General features: G+C 52.2%; 23 protein-coding genes. 12 read left to right on the top strand and 11 right to left on the bottom strand.

Annotation, left to right across the window (positions count from 1 at the left end; genetic code table 11):
* Positions 1-1,171 (top strand): iron uptake porin (locus DXY38_RS02020; protein WP_115070270.1); only part of this gene is annotated, 1,171 nt, incomplete at its 5' end.
* Positions 1,172-1,289: 118 nt separating this feature from the next.
* Here the strand turns inward: DXY38_RS02020 and DXY38_RS02015 are convergent.
* Both DXY38_RS02015 and DXY38_RS02010 read right to left on the bottom strand, forming a co-directional pair.
* The gene (locus tag DXY38_RS02015; protein WP_006852796.1) at positions 1,290-1,529 is read right to left on the bottom strand and encodes a hypothetical protein; all 240 of its coding nucleotides are present in this window, start codon (positions 1,527-1,529) and stop codon (positions 1,290-1,292) included.
* Between the two features lie 65 nt (positions 1,530-1,594).
* Entirely contained in the window at positions 1,595-2,257 is a 663-nt protein-coding gene (locus tag DXY38_RS02010) for a Fe2+-dependent dioxygenase (protein WP_115070269.1), read from the bottom strand.
* A 106-nt stretch (positions 2,258-2,363) separates the two neighbouring features.
* On the opposite strand from DXY38_RS02010, the gene DXY38_RS02005 reads away from it, so the two are divergent.
* A complete protein-coding gene (locus tag DXY38_RS02005) occupies positions 2,364-3,368 on the top strand; it encodes an extracellular solute-binding protein (protein ID WP_115070268.1) in 1,005 nt (334 codons plus the stop codon).
* Here the strand turns inward: DXY38_RS02005 and DXY38_RS02000 are convergent.
* Positions 3,343-4,902: a UbiD family decarboxylase gene (locus tag DXY38_RS02000; protein WP_006852799.1), complete on the bottom strand. Its 1,560-nt coding sequence runs from the start codon at positions 4,900-4,902 to the stop codon at positions 3,343-3,345. The two genes, DXY38_RS02005 and DXY38_RS02000, sit on opposite strands and share 26 nt — an antisense overlap.
* A 65-nt stretch (positions 4,903-4,967) precedes the next feature.
* Here DXY38_RS02000 and DXY38_RS01995 point away from each other — a divergent pair, with 65 nt between their 5' ends.
* Genes DXY38_RS01995 through sds form a run of 5 tightly spaced genes read left to right on the top strand, consistent with a single transcriptional unit; the run spans position 4,968 to position 9,474 of the window.
* Positions 4,968-5,708 (top strand): 2-phosphosulfolactate phosphatase family protein, encoded by a 741-nt coding sequence (locus DXY38_RS01995; RefSeq protein WP_115070267.1) that lies wholly within the window; start codon positions 4,968-4,970, stop codon positions 5,706-5,708.
* 47 nt (positions 5,709-5,755) lie between these two features.
* Complete coding sequence (locus tag DXY38_RS01990; RefSeq protein ID WP_115070266.1) at positions 5,756-6,577, top strand: carbon-nitrogen hydrolase family protein; 822 nt, start codon at positions 5,756-5,758, stop codon at positions 6,575-6,577.
* A 5-nt stretch (positions 6,578-6,582) separates the two neighbouring features.
* Positions 6,583-7,677 (top strand): N-acetylmuramoyl-L-alanine amidase, encoded by a 1,095-nt coding sequence (locus DXY38_RS01985; RefSeq protein WP_115070265.1) that lies wholly within the window; start codon positions 6,583-6,585, stop codon positions 7,675-7,677.
* The gene (gene murI / locus DXY38_RS01980) at positions 7,674-8,465 is read left to right on the top strand and encodes a glutamate racemase (RefSeq protein WP_115070264.1); all 792 of its coding nucleotides are present in this window, start codon (positions 7,674-7,676) and stop codon (positions 8,463-8,465) included. Before DXY38_RS01985 ends, murI begins: the two co-directional genes overlap by 4 nt.
* A gap of 37 nt (positions 8,466-8,502) precedes the next feature.
* A complete protein-coding gene (sds, locus tag DXY38_RS01975; RefSeq protein ID WP_006852804.1) occupies positions 8,503-9,474 on the top strand; it encodes a solanesyl diphosphate synthase in 972 nt (323 codons plus the stop codon).
* Here the strand turns inward: sds and DXY38_RS01970 are convergent.
* Entirely contained in the window at positions 9,458-10,144 is a 687-nt protein-coding gene (locus DXY38_RS01970) for an HAD family hydrolase (protein ID WP_371410979.1), read from the bottom strand. The genes sds and DXY38_RS01970 overlap by 17 nt on opposite strands.
* A gap of 118 nt (positions 10,145-10,262) precedes the next feature.
* Here DXY38_RS01970 and acs point away from each other — a divergent pair, with 118 nt between their 5' ends.
* Entirely contained in the window at positions 10,263-12,233 is a 1,971-nt protein-coding gene (gene acs / locus DXY38_RS01965; protein ID WP_115070262.1) for an acetate--CoA ligase, read from the top strand.
* A 53-nt stretch (positions 12,234-12,286) separates the two neighbouring features.
* Here acs and DXY38_RS01960 read toward each other — a convergent pair whose 3' ends face one another.
* From DXY38_RS01960 to DXY38_RS01950, 3 genes are read right to left on the bottom strand one after another with little or no spacing between them, the layout of a single operon-like run.
* Positions 12,287-12,763, bottom strand: a complete 477-nt coding sequence (locus DXY38_RS01960) for a TerB family tellurite resistance protein (RefSeq protein WP_115070261.1) — start codon at positions 12,761-12,763, stop codon at positions 12,287-12,289.
* A 25-nt stretch (positions 12,764-12,788) separates the two neighbouring features.
* Positions 12,789-13,532, bottom strand: coding sequence for a DUF1350 family protein (locus tag DXY38_RS01955; RefSeq protein WP_115070260.1), 744 nt, complete (start codon positions 13,530-13,532; stop codon positions 12,789-12,791).
* Positions 13,529-13,987, bottom strand: coding sequence for a peroxiredoxin (locus DXY38_RS01950; protein ID WP_115070259.1), 459 nt, complete (start codon positions 13,985-13,987; stop codon positions 13,529-13,531). The genes DXY38_RS01955 and DXY38_RS01950 overlap by 4 nt, the downstream gene beginning before the upstream one ends.
* An 84-nt stretch (positions 13,988-14,071) precedes the next feature.
* On the opposite strand from DXY38_RS01950, the gene DXY38_RS01945 reads away from it, so the two are divergent.
* From DXY38_RS01945 to pstS, 3 genes are all read left to right on the top strand, one after another.
* The gene (locus DXY38_RS01945) at positions 14,072-14,863 is read left to right on the top strand and encodes a 3'-5' exonuclease (RefSeq protein WP_115070258.1); all 792 of its coding nucleotides are present in this window, start codon (positions 14,072-14,074) and stop codon (positions 14,861-14,863) included.
* A gap of 148 nt (positions 14,864-15,011) precedes the next feature.
* The gene (locus DXY38_RS01940; protein ID WP_006852811.1) at positions 15,012-15,278 is read left to right on the top strand and encodes a hypothetical protein; all 267 of its coding nucleotides are present in this window, start codon (positions 15,012-15,014) and stop codon (positions 15,276-15,278) included.
* 135 nt (positions 15,279-15,413) lie between these two features.
* Positions 15,414-16,418: a phosphate ABC transporter substrate-binding protein PstS gene (gene pstS, locus DXY38_RS01935; RefSeq protein ID WP_115070257.1), complete on the top strand. Its 1,005-nt coding sequence runs from the start codon at positions 15,414-15,416 to the stop codon at positions 16,416-16,418.
* Between the two features lie 117 nt (positions 16,419-16,535).
* Here the strand turns inward: pstS and arsJ are convergent, their stop codons facing one another.
* Positions 16,536-17,783 (bottom strand): organoarsenical effux MFS transporter ArsJ, encoded by a 1,248-nt coding sequence (gene arsJ, locus DXY38_RS01930; protein WP_115070256.1) that lies wholly within the window; start codon positions 17,781-17,783, stop codon positions 16,536-16,538.
* On the bottom strand, positions 17,780-18,802 hold the full coding sequence (locus DXY38_RS01925; RefSeq protein ID WP_115070255.1) for an ArsJ-associated glyceraldehyde-3-phosphate dehydrogenase: 1,023 nt from the start codon (positions 18,800-18,802) through the stop codon (positions 17,780-17,782). Before DXY38_RS01925 ends, arsJ begins: the two co-directional genes overlap by 4 nt.
* Positions 18,803-19,065: 263 nt before the next feature.
* Here DXY38_RS01925 and DXY38_RS01920 point away from each other — a divergent pair, with 263 nt between their 5' ends.
* On the top strand, positions 19,066-19,725 hold the full coding sequence (locus tag DXY38_RS01920) for a Crp/Fnr family transcriptional regulator (RefSeq protein WP_115070254.1): 660 nt from the start codon (positions 19,066-19,068) through the stop codon (positions 19,723-19,725).
* A gap of 104 nt (positions 19,726-19,829) precedes the next feature.
* Here DXY38_RS01920 and DXY38_RS01915 read toward each other — a convergent pair whose 3' ends face one another.
* Positions 19,830-20,543, bottom strand: coding sequence for a response regulator transcription factor (locus DXY38_RS01915; RefSeq protein ID WP_115070253.1), 714 nt, complete (start codon positions 20,541-20,543; stop codon positions 19,830-19,832).
* Between the two features lie 205 nt (positions 20,544-20,748).
* The coding region (locus DXY38_RS01910) for an iron uptake porin (protein ID WP_115070252.1) at positions 20,749-21,967 on the bottom strand (1,219 nt) is incomplete at its 5' end.

Genomic DNA, 21,967 nt, shown 5'->3' with positions numbered 1-21,967 from the left:
CACCGGTAAGGCCGAGATGACCATTGGTGCCACATCCTATGGAGGGGATGAAACCAATTCCCTTCAAGATGAAGATGGAAATTATTTAGGCGACACGGGAACAACGTTCTCGTATCGCACCTCCCTCAACCTCAATACAAGCTTCACCGGAAAAGATCTGCTCTACACCCGCCTGAGAACGGGTAACTTCAACAACAATGCATTCTCCGGCAGCGGTTACACCGGTAAGCAAACACAAATCGAAGCATCCAAGAGCAGCGCAAACAGCCTGAAGGTGGACAAGCTTTGGTATCAGTTTCCCCTAGGAAACGATTTCCAAGTGTTTGCTGGCCCCCTGATCGAAAACTATTACATGCTGGCCGCCACTCCTAGCGTTTACAAGCATGTGCTTAAGCAGTTCAAGCTCGGTGGCTACTACGGTGCCTACGGCGCGAGTACATCACCTGGTGCAGGGATCAACTGGATCAGCAACAGAAATTCTAATTACCTCGATCCTAAGTTCAAAGTTAGCGCCAACTATGTCGCTAAAAATGGCACCAAAAGTGATCCCAATGACGGTGGTATTGCAGGCGATCGTTCCAAAGGGAAGTTCCTTAGCCAAATTGCCTACGGAACACCCTCATGGCAAGTCTCTGCTGCCTATGCCTATTCCCAGGCAGGCATGACTGTTGGTGGCGGTGGAACCAAAGCTGGACTGAATAAAGGTGGTTATTCTGATGCCAATCAGTTCAATTTAAATGCTTACTACCAGCCCTTAGACAGTGGTTGGATTCCTAGCATCAGTGTTGGTTGGAGCATCACCAGCTTCAACAACAAAGAGGGTTTTGATGCTGGTGATGTCACGCAATCTCAAGGTTGGCTTGTTGGTCTTAACTGGCCAGATGCCTTCATGCGCGGCAACCGTTTAGGGTTTGCTGTGGGTCAACCTCAGTTCGCGACAGCTCTGAAAAATCAGGGTAAAGATGGCAATGGATATGCAGACGATGGCAACTATGCTTTCGAACTGTATTACGACTTCCAGGTCACCGATAACATCACGGTGACGCCTGCTTTGTTCTACTTGAGTCGTCCGTTCGGCCAACAAACAGGATCGAGTGCCTCCACAGGTGGTGCTGGTGCCGACACCTTCAGTACCTTGGGTGGTCTGGTCTTGACGACATTCAAGTTCTAAACCATCAATCGCTTGTTTAGTCTCAAGGAGGGGTTAACCCTCCTTTTTTGATGATTTATTTCCATGAAAAAGGAGGGTTGAACAAACCCTCCTACAAAGCCCTATAGCAGGCTTCGCCTTACCAACAATTCTCACCCTCACCAATGGGAATACAAATATCTTGCTCTGCGGCTTTTTTAGCAGCGGCCTTGGCATCAGCATCCTTTTTAGAGGCTGCATCAAGATCTTGGTCCGTGGACCATTCCTGAAGGCCTCCGCCGGGCGCTTGATCCGCCTGAACGGGTTCCACGCTTGCTAGCTGACCTGACAATGCAGCTGCACTAGCAAGAAAGATGGAAAGAGCCGTCGTCTTTTTCATGAAATTGGTGCATCCACCTCAGTTTACTGAACAGAATGCAATGGCCCGAATCTTTTTATACATGCCTAGCCACCTAATCTCCGTAACAGGTTGGTGTAGGCCAAGAAGATCAAATCAAGTTCGTCACTACGACCGTGCTTTGCCAAAACCGCTCGCGCACCACTTTCCAGCTGAAACAAACAAAGGCGATCATTTTCAGCCTGCACATAACTCTCAATCCAACCCACACAAACCGTGCGAACACCTCTCGTGACAGTACAAACGCGATGCAACGATGTACTTGGATAGATCACAATTTCACCCTGCTTAAGCCTGATCGGAAATGACTCAGAAATACTATCGATCTCCAGCTCACCACCCTCATACCTCGTGTCATCCGTTAAGGAGAGCGTAAAAGATAAATCACTTCTTCCACTGCTCATATAGGCATTATCAACATGGGTGTCATACCCACCTTCCTTTTCTGTTTTTGTAATTAAGAATCGGTGAAGCTTGCGAGGAAGGCAAAATCCTTTCACGACTGGATGGTTCCACATGGCATGTTCGACACGCTCATGGATGACTTTTCGCAATGGAGAATCGTAGATAATTTGTAAATTTCTTTTTCCTCCCTTCGCGTGAGCACCAGCGGTGAGTGAACCATCCTGCCATTCTGCTTGCTGAGCAAGTTTCTCAAGCAAGTTTTCACAGGTTTCTTGGTCAAGTAATGGCAAGCGCAAATGATTCATTGTTCAGCCCTTTCATCTCTGGCATGGTTGACGAGCATGGTCATGTGACAAATGATTCGGTTGCATCCCAACAGGCTCCTATAATAAAAGATGCTGCTTTATTGAGATGAAACGTTTTTTGTTTCTCACATCTCTTTTGCCACTCGTTCTTCATACACCAGCACTTGCGGCAGGAGAAGTGAGAGTGTATTCAGGTCGTCATTACAATACTGACCGTCAAGTTTATAAAAAGTTTTCAGATCAAACCGGCATTAAGGTTCGCTTAGTGGAAGCCTCAGGGATTTCATTGGTTCAAAGGCTAAAAAGTGAGGGAAAAAACACAAAGGCAGACGTCATCATTTTAGTTGATGCTGCACGCATCAACAATGCAGCCAATGCTGGACTCTTTGGAACCATTCAATCGTCGTCTTTAAATAAATCTGTTCCTTCTCGTTATCGAGATCCCAAGAAAAGATGGTTTGGTCTAACGCGACGCGTACGCTCGATCATCGTGAATCCAGCCATCGTTGCCCCATCCTCAGTGACATCATATGCAAAACTTGCAAGCCCATCTTTAAAAGGCAAAGTATGCCTAAGAAAGCGTAAGAATGTGTACAACCAATCACTGGTTGCTGATCAATTAGCACTGAAAGGGACTGGCAAGGTTAAATCTTGGCTAAAGGGTCTTACCCGCAATGTGAGTCAGCCCTATTTTGGCGGTGATATCGGATTGATCCGTGCTGTTGCCCAAGGCCAGTGTGGTGTTGGAATTGTGAATCATTACTACCTGGCGCGCATGAGAGCAGGAGTTAACGGAAAAAAAGATCAGCAATTTGCCAACAAAGTTAAAATCGTAATGCCAAAACCTGCTCACGTTAATATCAGCGCTGCAGCGATTTCACGCTATTCGAACAACAAAAAAAATGCGATTAAGTTGATTGAGTTTTTAGCATCTCCTCAAGGAAGTTCTGGGCTAGCTGGACCCACCTATGAGTTCCCACTTAAAGGGGTTGGAGGATCAACATACTTGAAGGGAATGACAAAATTCACTCCTGATCGAGTCACGATTTCGCAGCTAAGTAACTACAACAAACAAGCTATCCAGCTCATGACCGAGGCTGGATGGAAATAAGCTTGTCCAATACATAACCAAACAAGGCAGGATCTGGTTCAGCATGATCCAGATCTGCCAAGCCAAGCTCCTCGAGCCGGTCCGATACTTGTTGCTCCAACTCCGCTGGTCGGCTTAAGGGTTCACCCCATTCATGATTCTTCTCAGGTCCGATCTTGGTGGTGGCATCAACGGCCATTCTTCCGCCAAGTCCGAGTTGTTCGCTAGCAAAATCGAGTGTATCAAAAGGAGTATTTTCTAAGACAAATAGGTCTCTCTGAGGATCCACTTGGGCAGCGATAGCCCAAACAACCTGACGGGGATCCCGCACATTGATGTGCTTATCAACCACGACAACAAACTTCGTGTAAGTAAATTGCGGGAGAGCACTCCAGAAAGCCATCGCAGCTCGTTTTGCCTGACCTGGATAGGCTTTATCAATAGAAATAACTGCCAATTTATAACTTAGCGCCTCCATTGGCAGGAAGAAATCTCTGATTTCAGGGATTTGTTGACGCAAAATTGGCGTATAAATTCTGTTTAAAGCAATGGCCAGCATCGCCTCTTCTTTCGGTGGCCGGCCACTGAATGTGGTGAGAAAAATCGGCGACCGCCGCTGGGTCATGCAGTGGAAACGCACCAAAGGGGAATCCTCCACACCCCCGTAAAAACCCATGTGATCACCAAAGGGGCCATCTGGGCTGACCTCTCCTGGAGTAATCGTTCCCTCTAACACCACCTCACTGCAACTTGGCACCTGCAGATCAATTGTTTTGCAGGGGGTGAGCCGCACTCCCTCCCCTGCATAAATTCCTGCGAACAACCATTCACTGAGTTGCACAGGGATCGGTGTTGCTGCCGCCATCACAAGCAGAGGGTGAACACCAATGGCAATGGCCACCTCCAGCTTTTTGCCCATCGCCGCTGCCTTCCGCAGGTGACGGGCCCCACCACGAACGCTCAACCAATGCACCGTCATGGTGTTCACCGATTGACGCTGCAGGCGATAAACCCCCACGTTTGGGACACCGGTTTCCGGATCTTTCGTAATCACAAGGCCCAAGGTGATCACACCACCGGCATCCCCCGGCCACGGTCTGATCAGGGGGATTTGATCGAGATTGACCTCATCTCCCAAAAAGATCTGCTGCCGGCAGGGAGGGGCGAGATCGCGGTCTGGTCGTGCCTTCACCAGGTCCCAAAACACCCTGGCGAATTGCTTGGTCTCCTTGAGGTCTTTTGGAGGCCTCGGTTGCTGAAGGATGGCAAGTCTGGATCCAAGCTCCTCGAGCTGTTCAGCCCGCTCCAGGCCCATGCTCCAAACCACACGCTCCACAGTGCCGAGCGTGTTGACGGCCACAGGCATGCTGGAGCCAATCACATTTTCAAACAGCAGGGCTGGACCACCGGCAGCAAGCACCCGATCAGCAATGGCTGCCAGCTCAAGGTCTGGATCCACGGGTGCCGTAATCCGCCGTAGCTGACCACGCTCCTCCAGCAGCTTGAGAAAGTCCCGCAGATCTCTCGTTCCAGGGCCGGGTCCAATCAAAGCCATGGAGATGAAAGGGTGATCAGGAAGCAATCTCGTTACTGTGACGCACGCTGATCGAGATCGTGGCCATGAAGGTGTCCTATTTCCACGTTGCTGGTGAAGTGCCAGACACCATCAACGGTCCAGAGGGTCCTGACGCCGCTGTTGTGATCGATGTCCTGCGCGCCACCACCACCATTGCCTGGGCGTTGCACAACGGAGCAGAGGCGATTCAAACCTTTGCTGATCTCGATGAACTGCGCTCAGAAGCCAACGCCTGGCCCGAGCAAAAGCGCCTGTTGGTAGGCGAACGGGGTGGGGCAAAGCTCGATGGATTTGATCTCGGCAATTCCCCCGTTTCCGTGGTGCCCGAGACCGTGAAGGGCAAGCGCCTGTTCATGAGCACCACCAATGGAACCCGCTCCTTGCACCGGGTCCGAGAGGTGGCCTGTGTGCTCACGGTGGCCTTGCCGAACCGGGAAGCGGTGGCAAAACGATTGATCCAGGATCAGCCCGAGCAGGTCTGGATGGTGGGAAGCGGCTGGGAAGGCACCTACTCCTTGGAGGATTCGTTAGCAGCTGGTGCCCTCGCCGAATCGCTCCTGGCTGCAGGGGCCAGCGTGGCTAACGACGAAATGCAAGCAGCACTCGCTCTGTGGGCTCAATGGAAAGACAATCCCGAGGCCTGTTTACGGATCGCATCCCATGGACAGCGCTTGATTCGCCTGGGGGATCACGACGCTGATTTCCAACGCTGTGCTGGTCTTGATCAGCTTTCGGTGGTGCCAACACAGGCTGAGCCAGGCGTGCTTCGTGCCGTTTCTGGGTAGCCGGACGGCAATAAGCCAATACCATTTGCCAATCGGAAAGGACGCACGTGAGTGACTTTTTGGCTGCGGCCCTGCAACTCACCAGCACAACTGACCCTGAAAGCAATTTTGCGGCCGCTGAAGAGCAGATCGATTTGGCGGCGCGTCGTGGCGCAGAGCTGATCGCTTTGCCCGAAAACTTTGCCTTCATGGGTGACGACGCGCAGCGACTCGAGCTGGCACCGGCATTGGCTGACCAGGCGGCGCGCTTTCTGGTCACCATGGCCCGTCGCTATCAGGTCGTGATCCTGGGTGGTGGCTTCCCCGTTCCTGTCGGTGATGGCCAACGCCACTTTCAAAGGTCACAGCTGGTAGGCCGTGACGGTCAAGTGCTGGCTAGTTACGACAAGATCCACCTCTTTGATGTGGACCTCCCAGACGGGAGCTCCTATCGGGAATCAGCGAGCTTCAGCCCGGGCACATCCCCCCCACCCGTCGTGGATGTGCCTGGACTATGTCGGGTGGGGCTGTCCATTTGCTACGACGTGCGCTTCCCTGAGCTCTATCGCCACCTCGTTGGAGCCGGAGCTGAGTTGTTAATGATTCCCGCTGCCTTCACAGCCTTCACAGGGAAGGACCATTGGCAAGTTTTGCTCCAATCACGGGCGATCGAAAACACGGCCTACGTGCTGGCTCCAGCCCAGACAGGCGTGCACTACAAGCGACGACAGAGCCACGGGCATTCCCTGATTGTGGATCCTTGGGGCACGGTGTTGTCCGATGCCGGGGTGGCTCCAGGGGCCGCCATCGCTCCCATTGACCCCAGCCATCTCCAGCGCATTCGCGGGCAGATGCCGAGCCTGCAGCACCGCCAACCCTCGCTGTTCTGAAGGGCATGGCTCCGCTGACCTTCCGCTTCAGTGCGCTCATTCTTGCGGCGGCTGTCCAAGCGTCATCCCTGCTTCTCAGCCTGCCGGCCCAAGCCGCCAGTGCCCTGGCAGCCTGGAAACTCAGTTCTTCAGGGGAGCTCCTGCTGCGCACCGCCGCGGGTGCGCGACTTCAAGCCTTCTTCGAAGCCGGGGATCGCACCCGCGGTCCAAGGGTGTGGATCGATTTTCCAGGTGAGCTCAGTCGATCGAGAAGCCTGCCCGGGTCCGGCCCCGTTCGCGAAATTCGGCTTGGCAAACCGAGCGCAGGCGAAACCCGATTGGTGATCGAGTTTCAGCCAGGGGTCGATCTCGATCCCAGTCAATTGAAATTGATCGGTACCGCTTCCAATCGCTGGAAGCTCAGCTTTCAAGGGCTTTCCACCACAGGATTAAGGCCGATCGGGGAAGGAGATCTCAACCGTGCATCCTCTGGGTCCTGGGCGGGTGGCCTGCGCATCCAACCCAGCAAAACTCCAGTGAATGCGGCGGGCTTACCCACCGTGACCCGAGGCAAATATCGCGTCGTTATCGATCCAGGCCATGGTGGTCCCGATCCCGGCGCTGTGGGAATCCGAGGGATCAGGGAAAGTGAAATCGTTCTCGATATCTCCCTGCAAGTAGCTCGATTACTGGAAGCCAAGGGGGTCCAGGTGATCATGACGCGAACAGCTGAAGTGGATGTCGATCTTCCGCCTCGGGTTTCAATTGCCAATCGGGCTGGTGCGGATGCTTTCGTCAGCATTCATGCCAATGCGATCAGCATGGCCAGGCCTGATGTGAACGGGATCGAGACGTTTTTTTACTCCGACCGTCATTCCGCCCGCTTGGCCGCTCACCTTCAGCAGCAAATGCTAAATGTGTCTCCCGGCAGCCCGAATCGAGGTGTTAAGCGAGGTCGATTTTTTGTGATTAGGCGCACCACAATGCCAGCAGCTCTCGTGGAGATGGGATTCGTCACTGGCAACATTGATTCTCCGCGCCTGGCCACCTCGTCCCACCGTCAGAGGCTGGCTTTAGCCCTTGCCACCGGCATCCTCGACTATCTGAAAGGAGTGCGTTGACCATTCGTCTCGGACTGTTTGACAGTGGCATTGGCGGGCTCACCGTCTTGCGCAGAATCCTGGAGCGTCACGGTGCCGTGCCGGTGACCTACTTAGGCGACACCGCCCGTGTTCCCTACGGCAGTCGGTCTCCTTCAGAAATCCGTTCAATTGCCGCTGAAGTGGTGGCCTGGTTGCGAGTCCAAGAGGTCTCCACCGTTGTGATGGCCTGCAACACCACCAATGCTCTCGCCAGAGATGTCACCGAGGGGCAAGCCGGCGTTCCCGTTGTAGGGCTGATTGGCGCTGCCGCTGCCCTCGTGAAAGAGTCGAGAGTGGGCGTTCTCGCGACCCCAGCAACGGTGGCCTCAGGCGCCTATCGGGAGAGCATCGAGGCGCTCCATCCAGGAACCCTGGTGGTTCAACAGGCCTGTCCTGATTTTGTTCCGCTGATCGAGGCCGGAGATCTCGGTTCCGATGAACTGCGCGAAGCGGCGATTCGATACCTCCAGCCCTTGCTTGAAGCCTCGGTTGATTCGGTGGTGCTTGGTTGCACCCATTACCCCCTGCTGGTGCCGCTGCTCGCGAACTTATTGCCTCCTCACATGCGTCTGATCGACCCAGCTGTCGCCGTCGCCACCCAACTCGATGCCTTTCTTGGCCAACCCTTGCCTGGAAGTCAAAATCAGCCGGTATCACTGGCAGCAACGCATATTTGCGTCACAAAAGACGCCGCAGGGTTTGCCGAGAGAGCCACGGCTTGGCTAGGGCAAAGGCCTTGCGTTGATCTGGTGAATCTGCAGCCATAGGTCTGCATTTCCTAGGATCTCTGCACCGAGGGGATTCATGGCCACCGTCACCGAGTTGCTGCAGCCGGTCGAGGCGGATCTTGAGATCCTGCTAAGCGACCTCCGCAGCTTGATAGGAGCCGGTCATCCGATTCTCCAGGCAGCTGCTGAACATCTTTTCAGCGCTGGAGGGAAGCGCCTCAGACCTGGAATCGTGTTGCTGATTTCGAGGGCACTTTCCGCAGACGGAGAGTTGAGCTCACGCCATCGACGTCTGGCAGAGATCACGGAGATGATCCACACCGCCTCGCTCGTTCACGACGATGTTGTGGATGAAGCCTCAACACGACGGGGCGTTGAGACCGTCCACAGCCGATTCAATTACAGAGTGGCCGTTCTCGCCGGTGACTTCCTATTTGCCCAGGCGAGTTGGCACCTGGCCAATCTCGACAATCTCGATGTCGTGAAGTTGCTCAGCCGCGTGATCATGGATCTCGCCGATGGAGAGGTGAAACAGGGCTTGTTTCGCTTCGATACAGGCCAGTCATTCGAAACCTATTTCGAGAAGAGCTACTGCAAAACCGCTTCACTCATTGCCAATAGCGCCAAAGCGGCTGGTGTTTTAAGCGACTTGTCGGAGCCTCAGCTCGAGTCTCTTTATCACTACGGCCGGCAGCTGGGTCTGGCATTCCAGGTTGTGGATGACATCCTTGATTTCACCGGCAGTGATCAACAGCTCGGCAAGCCGGCAGCCAGTGATTTATCAAGTGGTTATCTCACAGCTCCCGCTCTTTACGCCCTTGAGGAACGTCCTGCTTTGTCGGGTTTGATTGAACGCGAATTCAGTGGAGAGGGTGATCTTGAAACCGCTTTGGCGTTGGTTCGTGAGTCAGAAGCCATTCCTCGCACCCGTGAACTTGCCAAAACGTTTGCACGCGAAGCACGCGAAGCCCTGGATTGGATGCCCGAATCCCCATCACGGGCTGCCTTGCTGGAGTTACCAGATTTCGTTCTTAGCCGTCTGTACTGAGGCTGTGCCGGAGTTGCTCCTCTCCCTGCCCCAAGCTGGTGATGAGCGTTAAACGAGGATGTTGCATCGCAGGGGGTTGGATGACAGCGCTTTCACTGAGCGTTTCGACCAACTGCCAGACCCAACAGCCTGCCGCTAAGGCCGACTGACAGCCCGCGGGTGAATCCTCAAAGACCCAGCAGTCACTGGGAGACAACCCCAGCCTTTGGGTTGCCAGCAGATAGGGATCAGGAGCTGGTTTTCCCGCACGCAGGTCCATGTCATCGCCCAACACACGGCTTTGAATTAAATCCAACCAAGGGTGGCCGGAGATTTTGTAGAGAAGGGATGCCTCCTTGCTGCTGGTGACCAGCACCATGGGCAAATGCTGGGAACTGCAAAACCGGATCAGTTGCTCAGCGCCCGGAACCGCTGGAGCCTCAGCGACTAAACGCTTGGCAATCGGCTCCCGCGCTTTCAGGAGTTGCTCCGCTGAAACCGACTGCTGCAACCATGAGCAAACCAAGTTGGCATTGTCATCCCGGCGACGTCCCTTCAGCTGTTGAAGTTGCTGCGTCGAGAGGGATCCGTTGAAGCACGCTGCCGCTGCTTTCCAAGCCTCTGCCTGCAACGGTTCGGTATCCAGCAGGAGACCATCAAGATCAAACAGGCATGCTTTTGGCGCTGACAAGGATCCAGCCTTTGGCATCGTTGCCTGATCACTGTTCTGTGGATTCTGACAACGCGACTGGTGCGGATGCAGAAAGCGTCGATAGTGTTGTGCTGTCAGTGCATTTGAGCAGCAGGCGATGAGTGAGGGTTCCACCATTGAGAGCGTGCTTCAAGAACAACGGGTCTTTGAGCCACCAGCGGATCTCGCCAGGGATGCGCGAATTTCTGGGATGGAGTCCTATCGCGCTCTAGCTGAAGCGGCCAAATCTGATCCAGACACGTTCTGGGGAGACGCAGCACGGCGTGAACTGCACTGGTTTGAACCGTTTCACACCGTTCTCAACTGGGACAACCCTCCCTTTGCGCGCTGGTTTGAGGGGGGGACGACCAATCTTTCCTACAACTGTCTTGACCGACATCTCAATGGACCCAAGGCCAATAAGACAGCCCTGATCTGGGAAGGCGAGCCAGGGGATGTGCGCACCTTCACCTACCAGCAGCTGCATGCTGAGGTGTGCCGTGCGGCCAACGCCCTCAAGGCCATGGGAATTGGCAAAGGCGACCTTGTCGCTCTGTACATGCCCATGGTGCCGGAGGCCGCCATCGCGATGCTGGCCTGTGCGCGCATTGGCGCTCCGCACTCCGTGGTGTTTGGTGGCTTCTCAGCGGAAGCCCTGCGTGATCGCCTGATCGATGGTGAAGTGAAAGCGGTGATCACCGCTGATGGCGGTTTCCGTAAGGACAAGCCCGTGTCGCTGAAGCCTGCGGTGAATGCAGCGCTTGCCGATGGTGCTTGCCCAACGGTGAAGTCAGTGCTCGTCGTGAAACGCACCGACCAACCGGTGGAGATGGTGCCTGGGCGAGATCAGTGGTGGCACGAAATCGTCGCCAATCAATCCGAAGCCTGCATCGCTGAGCCGATGGCGAGCGAAGACAGGTTGTTTGTGCTCTACACCTCTGGCTCAACAGGAAAACCCAAAGGGGTGGTCCATACCACCGCGGGTTACAACCTCTGGGCTCATTTGACGTTTCAATGGATCTTCGACATCCGTGACGACGATGTGTTTTGGTGCACAGCCGATGTGGGCTGGATCACCGGACACAGCTACATCGTCTACGGACCTCTGTCGAACGGCGCCACCACCGTGATGTACGAGGGTGCTCCTCGACCCTCCAAGCCAGGGGCATTCTGGGAGCTGATCCAGAAACATCGAGTCAGCATTTTCTACACCGCTCCAACGGCCATTCGTGCCTTTATGAGGAGTGGCCGTGCGGTGCCAGATCAATACGACATGAGCAGCCTGCGCCTGCTTGGCACCGTCGGGGAGCCGATCAATCCTGAAGCCTGGATGTGGTATCGCGATGTGGTGGGCGGTAAGCGCTGCCCCATCGTTGACACCTGGTGGCAAACCGAAACCGGTGGCGTAATGATCAGCCCCCTTCCGGGAGCAACCCCCACCAAGCCAGGCTCTGCCACCTTGCCCTTGCCTGGGATTCAAGCCGACATCATTGATGCAGAGGGCAAGAGCTGTGGACCCAACGAAGGCGGGTACCTGGCGGTGCGAGCGCCCTGGCCAGGAATGATGCGCACCGTTCATGGAAATCCCCAGCGTTTCCGAGAGAGTTACTGGGAAGCGATTCGTCCTGCAGATGGATCGCACCTTTACTTCGCTGGTGATGGGGCACGTCGGGATGACGACGGCTATTTCTGGGTAATGGGGCGTGTGGATGACGTGATCAACGTCTCTGGCCACCGTCTGGGCACGATGGAAATCGAATCGGCCTTGGTGAGCCATCCCGCCGTCGCTGAAGCCGCCGTGGTCGGTCGGCCCGATGATCTCAAGGGTGAGGGCATTGTTGCCTTCGTCACGCTGGAACTTGGACGTGAGTCAACCGACGCCCTCGTCGCTGAACTGCGTGCCCATGTCGGCAAGGAGATCGGGCCGATCGCAAGGCCAGACGAGATTCGCTGCAGCGATGCCTTACCTAAAACGCGTAGTGGCAAGATCATGCGCCGGATTCTGCGCGCTCTCGCAGCCGGTGAGGAGGTCACTGGCGATACCAGCACGCTGGAAGATCGCTCCGTTCTTGATCGTTTACGCAGCTAAGGCCAACCAACCCATGCAGGAGCAGCCCTGGCTGTTTCTGCATGGGAGTCCACTCAAATCATCGGGAAATCTGGTGGAAGAAGCGCTTGATCGGGCCATCCATCCTTTCCATAAATGGCGTCCAAAATCACGTTGAGAAGCGAACGTTTCTGTTGGAGCTCCTCTTTTGCAGCCCATTGAATTTCACTTAATTCTTCGTCCGAAACTTGAAGAGCTTCAATCAACTCGCGATAGGCCAAACGCTCTTTTGGATTGATATCCGATTCATCGCCTGGATTCCTTGACACGCCTGCCACCAAGCAAGCCACTCTCACCGCTGTGCACTGATCGGTGTGATTTGTCAGCAACGTGGCGAGCTCTGTCAAACTCTGTGGCTGATTGGGCCTGTAATCAGGGGTGGCTTCCTCGAGATAGAGACGCTCAGGCAAGTCTTTGAGCAAACGATCTTCCTCATCAGAAATAGTGCCATCACTCAGAGCGATGCATCGAGCAATCTGAAGAAGAACTTTTTGTGTTTTGTTGTCGCTCACAACGATCTGAAAAGAGCTTTCTCAATCATCGCTGACGTTCAATACCGAGCCCCACGTTGCCAATGGATTGAATCAGTTCTCCGATCACCCTGGCTCTAGACGGATCATCGGCCCAGTCCCCCAGAAGCCCCTGTCGAAGGCCAGCACTAGCAGGGGTGAGGTGATCTCCCTTCATGGGAACAAACTGACTTTGATCACCGGAGCGCTTACTTAACGCCTGCATCAGGTCCTGGCTCTGGTCCAACTGATCAGTCCCAAAGCGGATCACCAGGTTGTGGGGCTGGAGGTAATAACGTTCGATCAAGCGCAGAGTTTCCTCAGCTCCAGGGCTGAATTCCGTCACCACGCCAAGGCTTGGCGCCAATGTGCCAAGCAGAGGAATCGAGCGTTCAGCGGTGAAGTTGTTGAAACTCAAAGCGGCCATCGCCAGACTGTTTCTCCCGCCATCCGGGGCCAACAAATGCAGCTTGCAGCCCAAGCTGTGGCCCACACGGACCGGAACAAGATCTTTGCCTAAGCGCTGATGAAGGGCTGATCGACAGGCACGTAAGGCCTGCCAACCCTCCCGCGCCTGCAGTTGATGATCAAACCCAGGGACGTAACTCCAGGCGTGAACTGCAAGCTGACGAGCCGCCAACCCTTCCAACAACCGTCGGTAACTGATCTGGGGATTGGTGGCTAGGTAGCTCCCCCCAATAAATTCAACCAACCCTTTTGCGGAAGCAGGCCAGAGGCACCAACAGCCTTGTTGTCGCTGCCAGCGGCTCATCCTTGGGATAACTCCTTCACGATCCGTTCGGCTTCACGCACGTGCGCCGGACCATCGAGCATGTTGTTGAAAATATGGCGAATGGTGCCCTCGGCATCAATCACATACGTCACCCGTCCTGGAAGCAATCCCAGAACTTTGGGAACCCCAAAACGCGTGCGTAGCTGCTGCCCCTGATCACTGAGGAGGGGGAACGGCAACTGGTAACGCTGAGCGAATTTGCGATGGCTCACGGCATCGTCACTGCTCACACCCCAAACCACAGCACCAAGGGCCTCGAGTGAGGAATGGGTATCGCGAAAAGCACAAGCTTCAGCCGTACATCCAGGGGTGTCGTCTTTGGGGTAGAAAAACAACACCAACACCTTGCCTTGCAACTCTTCGCGACGTCGCATCACGCCGTCTTGATCTTCGAGGGCAATCTCTGGTGCCCGGTCTCCGACCGTGAGAGCCATGGAGGAAATCAAAAATTTCAGTCACCCTAGGAAGCACTTAGGGCTAGACGGGAGAATGGTTTTAAGAATGAACGAGCTGCAGTGATGGAGTCGGGCGCTGTTCCTGGTCAATTGAATCTTCTGGGTGAATTTGAGATGGAGGAGCCGCAACCTCACCCCTTACCAGAAGGAGAAGCAGGCGATCCCTCTCCAGCGCACACCCTGTTGATCCTCGATACGGAGACCTCTGGCTTAGAACCTGAAGAGCATCACTGCCTTGAAATTGGGGCGATTTTGTTTGATGTGCCAAGCCGAGAGATCTTGGCCCAGATGTCCTGCCTCTTGCCCGTTGATTCCAATGCGGCGGAGGCTATCAACCGCATCCCCGCCGCCGTTACACGTCTGCCCCAACCCTGGAAACCAGGGCTGGACTACTTCCAGGAATTGCTGAACGCAGCCGACCTACTGGTGGCACACAACGCAGCCTTCGACCAGCAGTGGTTTGGCAGAGGGTCTCTTCCTGCCACCGATCGTCCTTGGCTCTGCAGCATGGAGGACATCCGTTGGCCTTCCGAGAAACAACTCAGGCCCCGCCCTTCCGTTCGAGACTTGGCCCTCGCCTACGAGATTCCGGTTTGGGCAGCCCATCGCGCACTGACCGATTGCATCTATTTGGCCGAAGTGTTCCGCCGTTGCGATCAACTTGAAAAGCTGATTGAACGAGGACGGGAACCCCGTTCCCTGATGCGAGCGCAGGTGTCCTACGACGATCGCCAACTCGCTCGTGAGGCGGGATTCCGCTGGAATGATCCCGTGAAGGGGGCCTGGACAAGACGTCTCAGCGCGCGCGAAGCAGCGGAACTGCCTTTTCCAGTGGTGACTCAAGACGCGATTTGAAGCCAAGCATCCAGTTTTGTTTCAGCAATCCGAAGCCACATAGGGGATTTTTCACGGAGAAGGTCCGCGGCATCAGGCTGTCAGTACGGTTGTTCTCTAACTACGGCTCAGCGTGCAGAGACCTCTCAGCCACTGCGAATTCCGGAGCATGGATCCCTTGCGGCGTCGCCTGCGGCGCTGGCAACAGGTGCGCACTTGGGCTCGTTTAATCCGAGAAGCCGAATCGCTTTGGCACGTTGATGTTCGCGAGTTAAGACGGCTTGGAGCGATTGAACTATCCCAATTGCTTGAGGAAGTGCCGCCAGTACAGCGCATCCGAGTCAATCGCTGGCTCAATCGCTACGCCGTCGCAACGCGCTTGATTTGCCCTCAAAACTACAAAACCAATCAGCTTCAAGACACGCCCAACGCATGACCGTCCGGATCCATTGTTGAGATCTCACTGCCTCAAAAAAGCAGAGACAGAGGGAACTGATAACCAGTCCTTAATGCATCCTTTAATTGGTAATGAAGATCAGCATTTAAAACAAGCGGGCAGTGATTGCACAGCATGCGTCGCCCTTTCCCAATTCGCTCATCCATCACTCTCATGGGTGTGGCTGCAGGCCTCAGCCTTGCAGCGTGTACAAGCACAGAAAACAGCAAAAGCAACATCGAAGGGACTCTTTCGGCAGCAGGAGCTTCCTTTCCAGCTGCGATTTATCAGCGTTGGTTTTCGGACCTAGCGCCGCAGGGAATCCAAGTCAATTATCAATCCGTAGGTTCTGGGGCAGGTGTACGCCAATTCACTGCCGGCACAGTGGACTTCGGGGCTTCTGACAAGCCAATGAAACCCGAAGCCATTGCAAAAGTAAGTCGTGGTGTCATGCAGATCCCAATGACAGCAGGTGCTATCGCCGTTGCATACAACAATGCAGGCTGTGAACTAAAGCTGACACAAGGTCAATTAGCCGGCATCTTCTTAGGCTCGATCAAAAACTACAGTGAGCTCGGATGCGATTCAAAAGCGATCAAGATTGTGCATCGCTCGGATGGATCCGGAACCACCTACAACTTCACCAAACACCTTTCAGCGATTAGTCCTGAATGGAAAGACAATGTAGGCGCTGACAAATCTGTCCAATGGCCTTCAGGAATTGGAGCCAAAGGAAATGAAGGTGTGTCTGCTCAACTCCAACAAATCGATGGTGGCATTGGCTACGTCGAGCTGGCCTATGTAAAAGGAGATCTCCAAGCAGCGGCTGTGCAAAACGGCTCAGGGGAAAAAGTTGTCCCCACGAACAAAACGGCCAGTGAAGCGCTGGGATCCATCGATCTCGGTCCAGATCTGATCGGTGGCAATCCAAACCCAATGGGTGGATATCCAATCGTGACGTTCACTTGGGTGCTGGCCTATGCCAACAACAATGCTGAAAAGTTACCTCTTCTTCAGAAGACCTTTAACTACATGCTCTCGGACGAGGCCCAGTCCAAAGCTCCTGAACTTGGCTATGTTTCACTTCCTCCAGAAGTCATTAGCAAAGCCAAAGAAGCCGTTGCAACCATCAAGGAGTAATCCTTAGTTAAGCAACTTATCAGGATAAAACAAAAGGGGGGAGAGTCATTCTCCCCCCTTTTTTAAATGCCACAAGACATCCAATGGCAAGCAAATCAAAAGCAGCCACAATAGAAACTAAAGTGGCTGCATGGATTGTCTAGGCGGAATAGGCAATTTACAGCTGCTCAAAAATGCCAATCCCACAAGAAGGCAAGACATCCACAAGCAAGCCTGCATGCCTCCGACAAGAAAAATAGCTCCCGACAGCAAAGTACCCGTTAAACGTCCAGCGGCATTCGCCATGTAATAAAAGCCAACGTTGAGGCTAACGTTTTCGGAATCGGTATAAGACAGAACCATGTAGGAGTGAATGGAGGAGTTCATTGCAAAAACAACACCAAACGCAGTCAATCCAGCAGTGATGGCAACCGACACATCGACTTCACGCCAAAGGGCAATCGCGATAAGAGCCGGTATCGCAGTTAATAGGGCACTCCAAAACTGGACAGAAGACACCCCAGGTGGAGTGGTCTTTCCCCAAAGACGACGCAATCCAGGAGCAGACCCCTGAACAATGCCGTAACCGATCACCCAAAGGCCTAAAAAGCCTCCAATTTCCCAGAAGCTCCAGCCCAAAGAGGCCTCTAGAAAAACGGGCAAAGCCACCACAAACCAGACATCTCTGGCACCAAACAAGAAAAAACGAGCCAATGACAAGACGTTGATTCCTTGGGATTTGGAGAAGAGGGACGACAGAGAAGGCTTGTCCTTCATCTGACCAAAATCACCTGGCAAAGCCAAGGTTGGCAGGAATGCAAATGCCAAACCTGCTGCCAACAAACCAACGGCAACATTGAAGCCAAAAGAGGTTAAAAGCAAACCACCAAGAAAAAAACCAACCCCCTTGAGAGCATTTTTGGATCCAGTAAGAATGGCAACCCATTTAAAAAGTTGTAGATCCCCAGTCTGAACATCATCATCACGAACGGGAACAACAACCTTAATGGCGCTTTTCGCACTCATTTTGTTGAGATCCTTCGCGATGCCGCTAACCGCCTGAGCGACCATCACATAGGTCACACTCAACAACTTTGGCCAGCTGGCAGCAACAGGGATCAACATCAACAACGCAAGGATCTGCAGCAACGTGCCAACCCACAACGTGAAACGCAGTCCAGACCGAGCACCAATCAAACCGCCATAAAGATTCGTAAGGATCCCAAAAAACTCATAAAAGAGAAACAGAAAGGCAATTTCGAGTGTGGAATATCCAAGCTCATGAAAGTGAAATAGAACCAACATACGCAACGCTCCATCAGTGAGCGTAAATGCCCAATAATTTGCAGTCACGATGCTGTATTGCTGCAGCGAAGAGAGCCTCATTCCTCGAGAGAAGCTATATGACAGGCCAGATCAGACATGCGTGAACTGTACCCCCACTCATTGTCATACCAGGCATAAATCTTTACTTGCGTACGGTTAACAACCATCGTGGACAACGCATCAACGATAGTGCTTCGGTTGTCATTGATATAATCGACGGACACCAACGGGCGGGTTTCATAGCCAAGAATGCCGCAAAGATCACCATTGGCAGCCGTTTCAAAGGCTCCATTAACATCCTCTATCGTCACATCCTTCTCCAATTCAAACACTGCATCAGTGAGGGAAGCATTTAAGAGAGGCACACGCACTGCATGACCATTCAGCTTGCCCTCTAATTCAGGAAAAATTAGGCCGATCGCCTTTGCTGAACCAGTCGTTGTGGGGATCAGACTTTGCATACAGGAACGAGCACGTCGCAAGTCATGATGAAAACCATCCACAACAACCTGAGTGTTGGTGACATCATGCAAGGTCGTAATCGAGCCATGCTTAATCCCGAAACTGTTATGAATGACCTGAACAATCGGTGCTAAACAGTTGGTTGTACAAGAGGCAGCTGTCACAACTCTGTTGAGATTTGGATCATAGAGGTGATGATTAATCCCATACACAACATTGATTATCTCAACACCATTAACAGATCCTTTTACGGGACAAGCAACAAGGATTCTCTTTAATCTTAAAGCATCTAACAACCTTTGAAGTGATTCTGGTTGCTTATAGTTTCCACTACATTCCAGCAACATCTCCACCCCGGATTGAATCCACGGTGCACTCGCTGGATCACTCTCTGAGCTAAACCGAACTGGCTGATTGCCAATAAGAAACCCATTTGGATGCGGCAGAACCTCTGGATGCCAGCGCCCATGTACAGAGTCGAATTGAAGAAGGTGGGCAGCAGCAGCAGCGTCACCAGCGCAATCGTTTACATGAACAATGTCAATGCCTGAACGACCCCATAAAGCACGAAAAACAAGCCGACCAATCCGGCCAAAACCATTGATGCCAATACGCATCGAAACTGAAAAAAGAAACCATCCACACTTACTCGTCCCAAGCTCGAAGTGTGTTTAGAAAGGGTTAAAGCATTCCCCAGAGCAGGTAAAGATCAATCCAGACGGGTGGCGAGAGATCAAAATCAGAGCATAAAAGCGACATTGATGACCATTCAAGGGCTCAGCGCTAGAGACGAAGACCCTTAAACAAACCATTACCAACTCTTTGCTCAGTGCTGAATGCAGCTCCATAGCCTTATCTCACACCAAGAGCACACTGCGAAATGGTTTGCAGCCCTAGCAGCTCCAGCGGTTTTCTAGGAGATTTAGAGAACAGCTATCGACGTCGCTCCATTCATTTTGATGCAGGGGTCAACATCCCTATGCTCCCAGAGCATATTTGGATCGTTGTACGAGGCATCGTGAAATTAAGCTGCCTGAATGAGCAAGGTGATGATGTGTTAATTGCGATTGCAGGTCCAAATGAACCCTTTGGTGATCCGCTAACACAACTCGACCTCTACCAGGCCACCACGCTTGATCATTGCGACTTGCTTGGTCTATCGATTCAAGATGTGAATTCAACGCCTCATCTGGGCAACAATCTGATGAAGGCGATGATCAGAAGAACCCATCAGTCAGAAGCTCTCATTGCTCTTTTAGGACTGCGTGGTGTAGAAAATCGTGTAAAAAGGTTTTTAGAGTTATTAGCAGAAGATTATGGCAATCCATGCAATCAAGGGCTAAAATTAGATTTACGCCTGACCCATCAGGAAATAGCGAGTGCTGTCAGCACAACCCGAGTTACCGTCACAAAGATATTAGGCCAACTCAAAGAGAGTGGTTGGCTTCAATATGATAGCCAACAAAAGATGGTTATAAGTCTTCTTCCAAAACGGAATAACCACCAACAGCAAAACAATGGATTAATTCAAGTCAAATAAATAGGAAATAAATGCAAAAATAAGTTGCAAGCGAGAACGCAAAACGCTTTACACAGCCAAACTAATTACCTATAAGTTGAATCAACAACCTCAACAATATTTAATCAGCAAAAGCGGTAACCAAAACCACGAACCGTAAAGATCTTAGCTGGACTAGAAGGATTAACTTCAATTTTTTCACGCAGCCAACGAATATGAACATCAACCGTCTTTTTATCACCGATATAGTCGACACCCCAAATCTGATCAAGCAATTCGTCACGGCTCCACACTCTCTTTGGGTGCTGCATGAACAACTCTAAAAGTTTAAATTCTTTAGGTGAAAGTTTAATATCACAGCCATCTCGAGCAGCCCTACATTCATCCGGAAAAAGCTTGAGATCACAGCATTCAAACTTTGCAGAAATAGGTGCCGCTCCACTTAATGGATGGCGCCGCAAAAGGGCTCTACAACGAGCCAAAAACTCACGATATCCAAATGGCTTGATCAAATAGTCGTCTGCACCAACTTCAAGACCCATGATACGATCAGCTTCCGTATTTAAACCACTAGTCATTAAAATAAGAGATTGATTATTTTGCATTCGAAGTTTTCTACAAAGGTCAAAGCCGCTGACCCCGGGGAGCTTACGATCAAGAATAATTAACTCAAACTCTTCTTGCTGTAAAAGATCCCATGCAATCAATCCATCACCCAAAGCTTTAACCTCGAATCCCTCCTCTTTGAGAACGCCACACATGAGATCACGAGTTTCTTGATCTTGATCAACAACCAAGAGACGGGCCCCTTGCGAGATATCAAAAAAATCGGTAGTCATAAAGACTCGGACACCGTTGAAACTTCGTCAAGAGAATTCTTCTTTAGCTTAGCCAACCAGCGACCCGTCTGCACGTTTGTCTATGCCCATCTTTCGAGAGAGTGATTGGTACCATGCAGCAAAGAGCACAAATAAAAAAGACCCTCAACAAGAGCAGAGGGTCTAAAAATCAACAAGCTTAGTTGAGATTAATTCCAGGCAGCATTTAGAATTTAAATGTTGTCTGAACTAACCCACCAAAAACATTGAATTGGCCATCGTAGCCACTTCCATTTTTCACGAAAGCTTGCGTGTCCTGTCCCTCAGGACGAGATAGATAAAACAGTGCTGGTGTAATAGCAATGTTATCTGTCACCTGAAAGTTGTAATACAACTCGAAGACATAATTGCCATCATATGGAGTATCACCACCCTTAAGAGCCGTCGCAAACGTAGGTTGGCCAACAGCAAAGCCAAGATCATTGCCTTTTAAGAAGACATCATCCCACTTAAGGCCAGCCATCCAGCTCTGAGTTGTCAAAGGAGTTCCATCTGCCTTGTCATTAGAACTCACCGTATTCAAACCCCAACCAAGCGAGATGGAGGGAATGAAGCCTGGATCTTCAGGAGCCCAGTAAGCATTAATCGCGTAACTGTTCGAGCTACTGGAACGACGAAGTGAATCTTTTTCGCCATATTCGCAATCATTGTTCCAGTCATCAGACTTAGCAAAACTGGTTCCACGACGGAGGCCATTACCGCTGTCGCATTGCCCATAGCGGTAGCCAAGAGCGACACCCCAGCGCGGACCGGCGTAACCCACTTGAGCCATCAAGCTGGCTTCAGAATTGGAAGTCATGAAACCTCCTTTATTGGGGTCAGAAATATTTCCATTCTCGTCATCAGCAACATAGTTGACAGAGACACTGAAGTTGTTATCTCCCTTGTCTACTTTCTGTTGCCAATAAGCACCAATCAGCTGTCCTGTCTCTTTATTGTAAACCCCACTGGTTCCCATCAATGCCGTCCAATCAAGGATTTTGGCACCACCTTTATTATACTTAGAAGGCCACAGAGCGATCGACTCAGTATTACGAGCAACGGCACCAGCAATCACTGTAAATTGATCGCCTACAGGAAATTTGTAGTACAGGCGGTCAACAATCACATTATTGCTGACATTGCTGTCAACAGCACCTGAGTCGGTCGCGACGTCGAGCGCAGCAAGGTTCACCCCTGAACCGGCAAAAGCATTTTTGCCCTTTTTAAAGTTGCCAGCTCGCAAACGAGCAAGCAATTTATCTTTACCAGTAAAACTAGTATTAAAAACTAAGCGTTGATCGTAGTTGAAAGTCGTAGCACCAAAAGCACTGTTGTAAGCATCAGCGCCAGCTTTGCTACCACCAGCATTCGTCGCACCGATCACGAAGGTGGATTGACCCATT

The organism is Synechococcus sp. UW179B, assembly GCF_900474245.1.
In the GTDB taxonomy this organism is placed as follows: Bacteria; Cyanobacteriota; Cyanobacteriia; order PCC-6307; family Cyanobiaceae; genus Synechococcus_C.
The sequence above is the reverse complement of the archived record's forward strand: the minus strand, read 5'-3'. Positions and strand labels throughout refer to the sequence as shown.

Bases quoted from the DNA above. Each gene is read 5' to 3' on its own strand.
- DXY38_RS02005 (WP_115070268.1), top strand. From the start codon at position 2,364: ATGAAACGTTTTTTGTTTCTCACATCTCTTTTGCCACTCGTTCTTCAT.
- DXY38_RS02015 (WP_006852796.1), bottom strand. From the start codon at position 1,529: ATGAAAAAGACGACGGCTCTTTCCATCTTTCTTGCTAGTGCAGCTGCA.
- DXY38_RS01985 (WP_115070265.1), top strand. From the start codon at position 6,583: ATGGCTCCGCTGACCTTCCGCTTCAGTGCGCTCATTCTTGCGGCGGCT.
- DXY38_RS01995 (WP_115070267.1), top strand. From the start codon at position 4,968: ATGAAGGTGTCCTATTTCCACGTTGCTGGTGAAGTGCCAGACACCATC.
- DXY38_RS01945 (WP_115070258.1), top strand. From the start codon at position 14,072: ATGGAGTCGGGCGCTGTTCCTGGTCAATTGAATCTTCTGGGTGAATTT.
- DXY38_RS01940 (WP_006852811.1), top strand. From the start codon at position 15,012: ATGGATCCCTTGCGGCGTCGCCTGCGGCGCTGGCAACAGGTGCGCACT.
- DXY38_RS02000 (WP_006852799.1), bottom strand. From the start codon at position 4,902: ATGGCTTTGATTGGACCCGGCCCTGGAACGAGAGATCTGCGGGACTTT.
- DXY38_RS01925 (WP_115070255.1), bottom strand. From the start codon at position 18,802: ATGCGTATTGGCATCAATGGTTTTGGCCGGATTGGTCGGCTTGTTTTT.
- DXY38_RS01955 (WP_115070260.1), bottom strand. From the start codon at position 13,532: ATGAGCCGCTGGCAGCGACAACAAGGCTGTTGGTGCCTCTGGCCTGCT.
- DXY38_RS01950 (WP_115070259.1), bottom strand. From the start codon at position 13,987: ATGGCTCTCACGGTCGGAGACCGGGCACCAGAGATTGCCCTCGAAGAT.
- DXY38_RS01915 (WP_115070253.1), bottom strand. From the start codon at position 20,543: ATGACTACCGATTTTTTTGATATCTCGCAAGGGGCCCGTCTCTTGGTT.
- arsJ (WP_115070256.1), bottom strand. From the start codon at position 17,783: ATGAGGCTCTCTTCGCTGCAGCAATACAGCATCGTGACTGCAAATTAT.
- pstS (WP_115070257.1), top strand. From the start codon at position 15,414: ATGCGTCGCCCTTTCCCAATTCGCTCATCCATCACTCTCATGGGTGTG.
- sds (WP_006852804.1), top strand. From the start codon at position 8,503: ATGGCCACCGTCACCGAGTTGCTGCAGCCGGTCGAGGCGGATCTTGAG.
- DXY38_RS01920 (WP_115070254.1), top strand. From the start codon at position 19,066: ATGGTTTGCAGCCCTAGCAGCTCCAGCGGTTTTCTAGGAGATTTAGAG.
- acs (WP_115070262.1), top strand. From the start codon at position 10,263: ATGAGTGAGGGTTCCACCATTGAGAGCGTGCTTCAAGAACAACGGGTC.
- DXY38_RS02010 (WP_115070269.1), bottom strand. From the start codon at position 2,257: ATGAATCATTTGCGCTTGCCATTACTTGACCAAGAAACCTGTGAAAAC.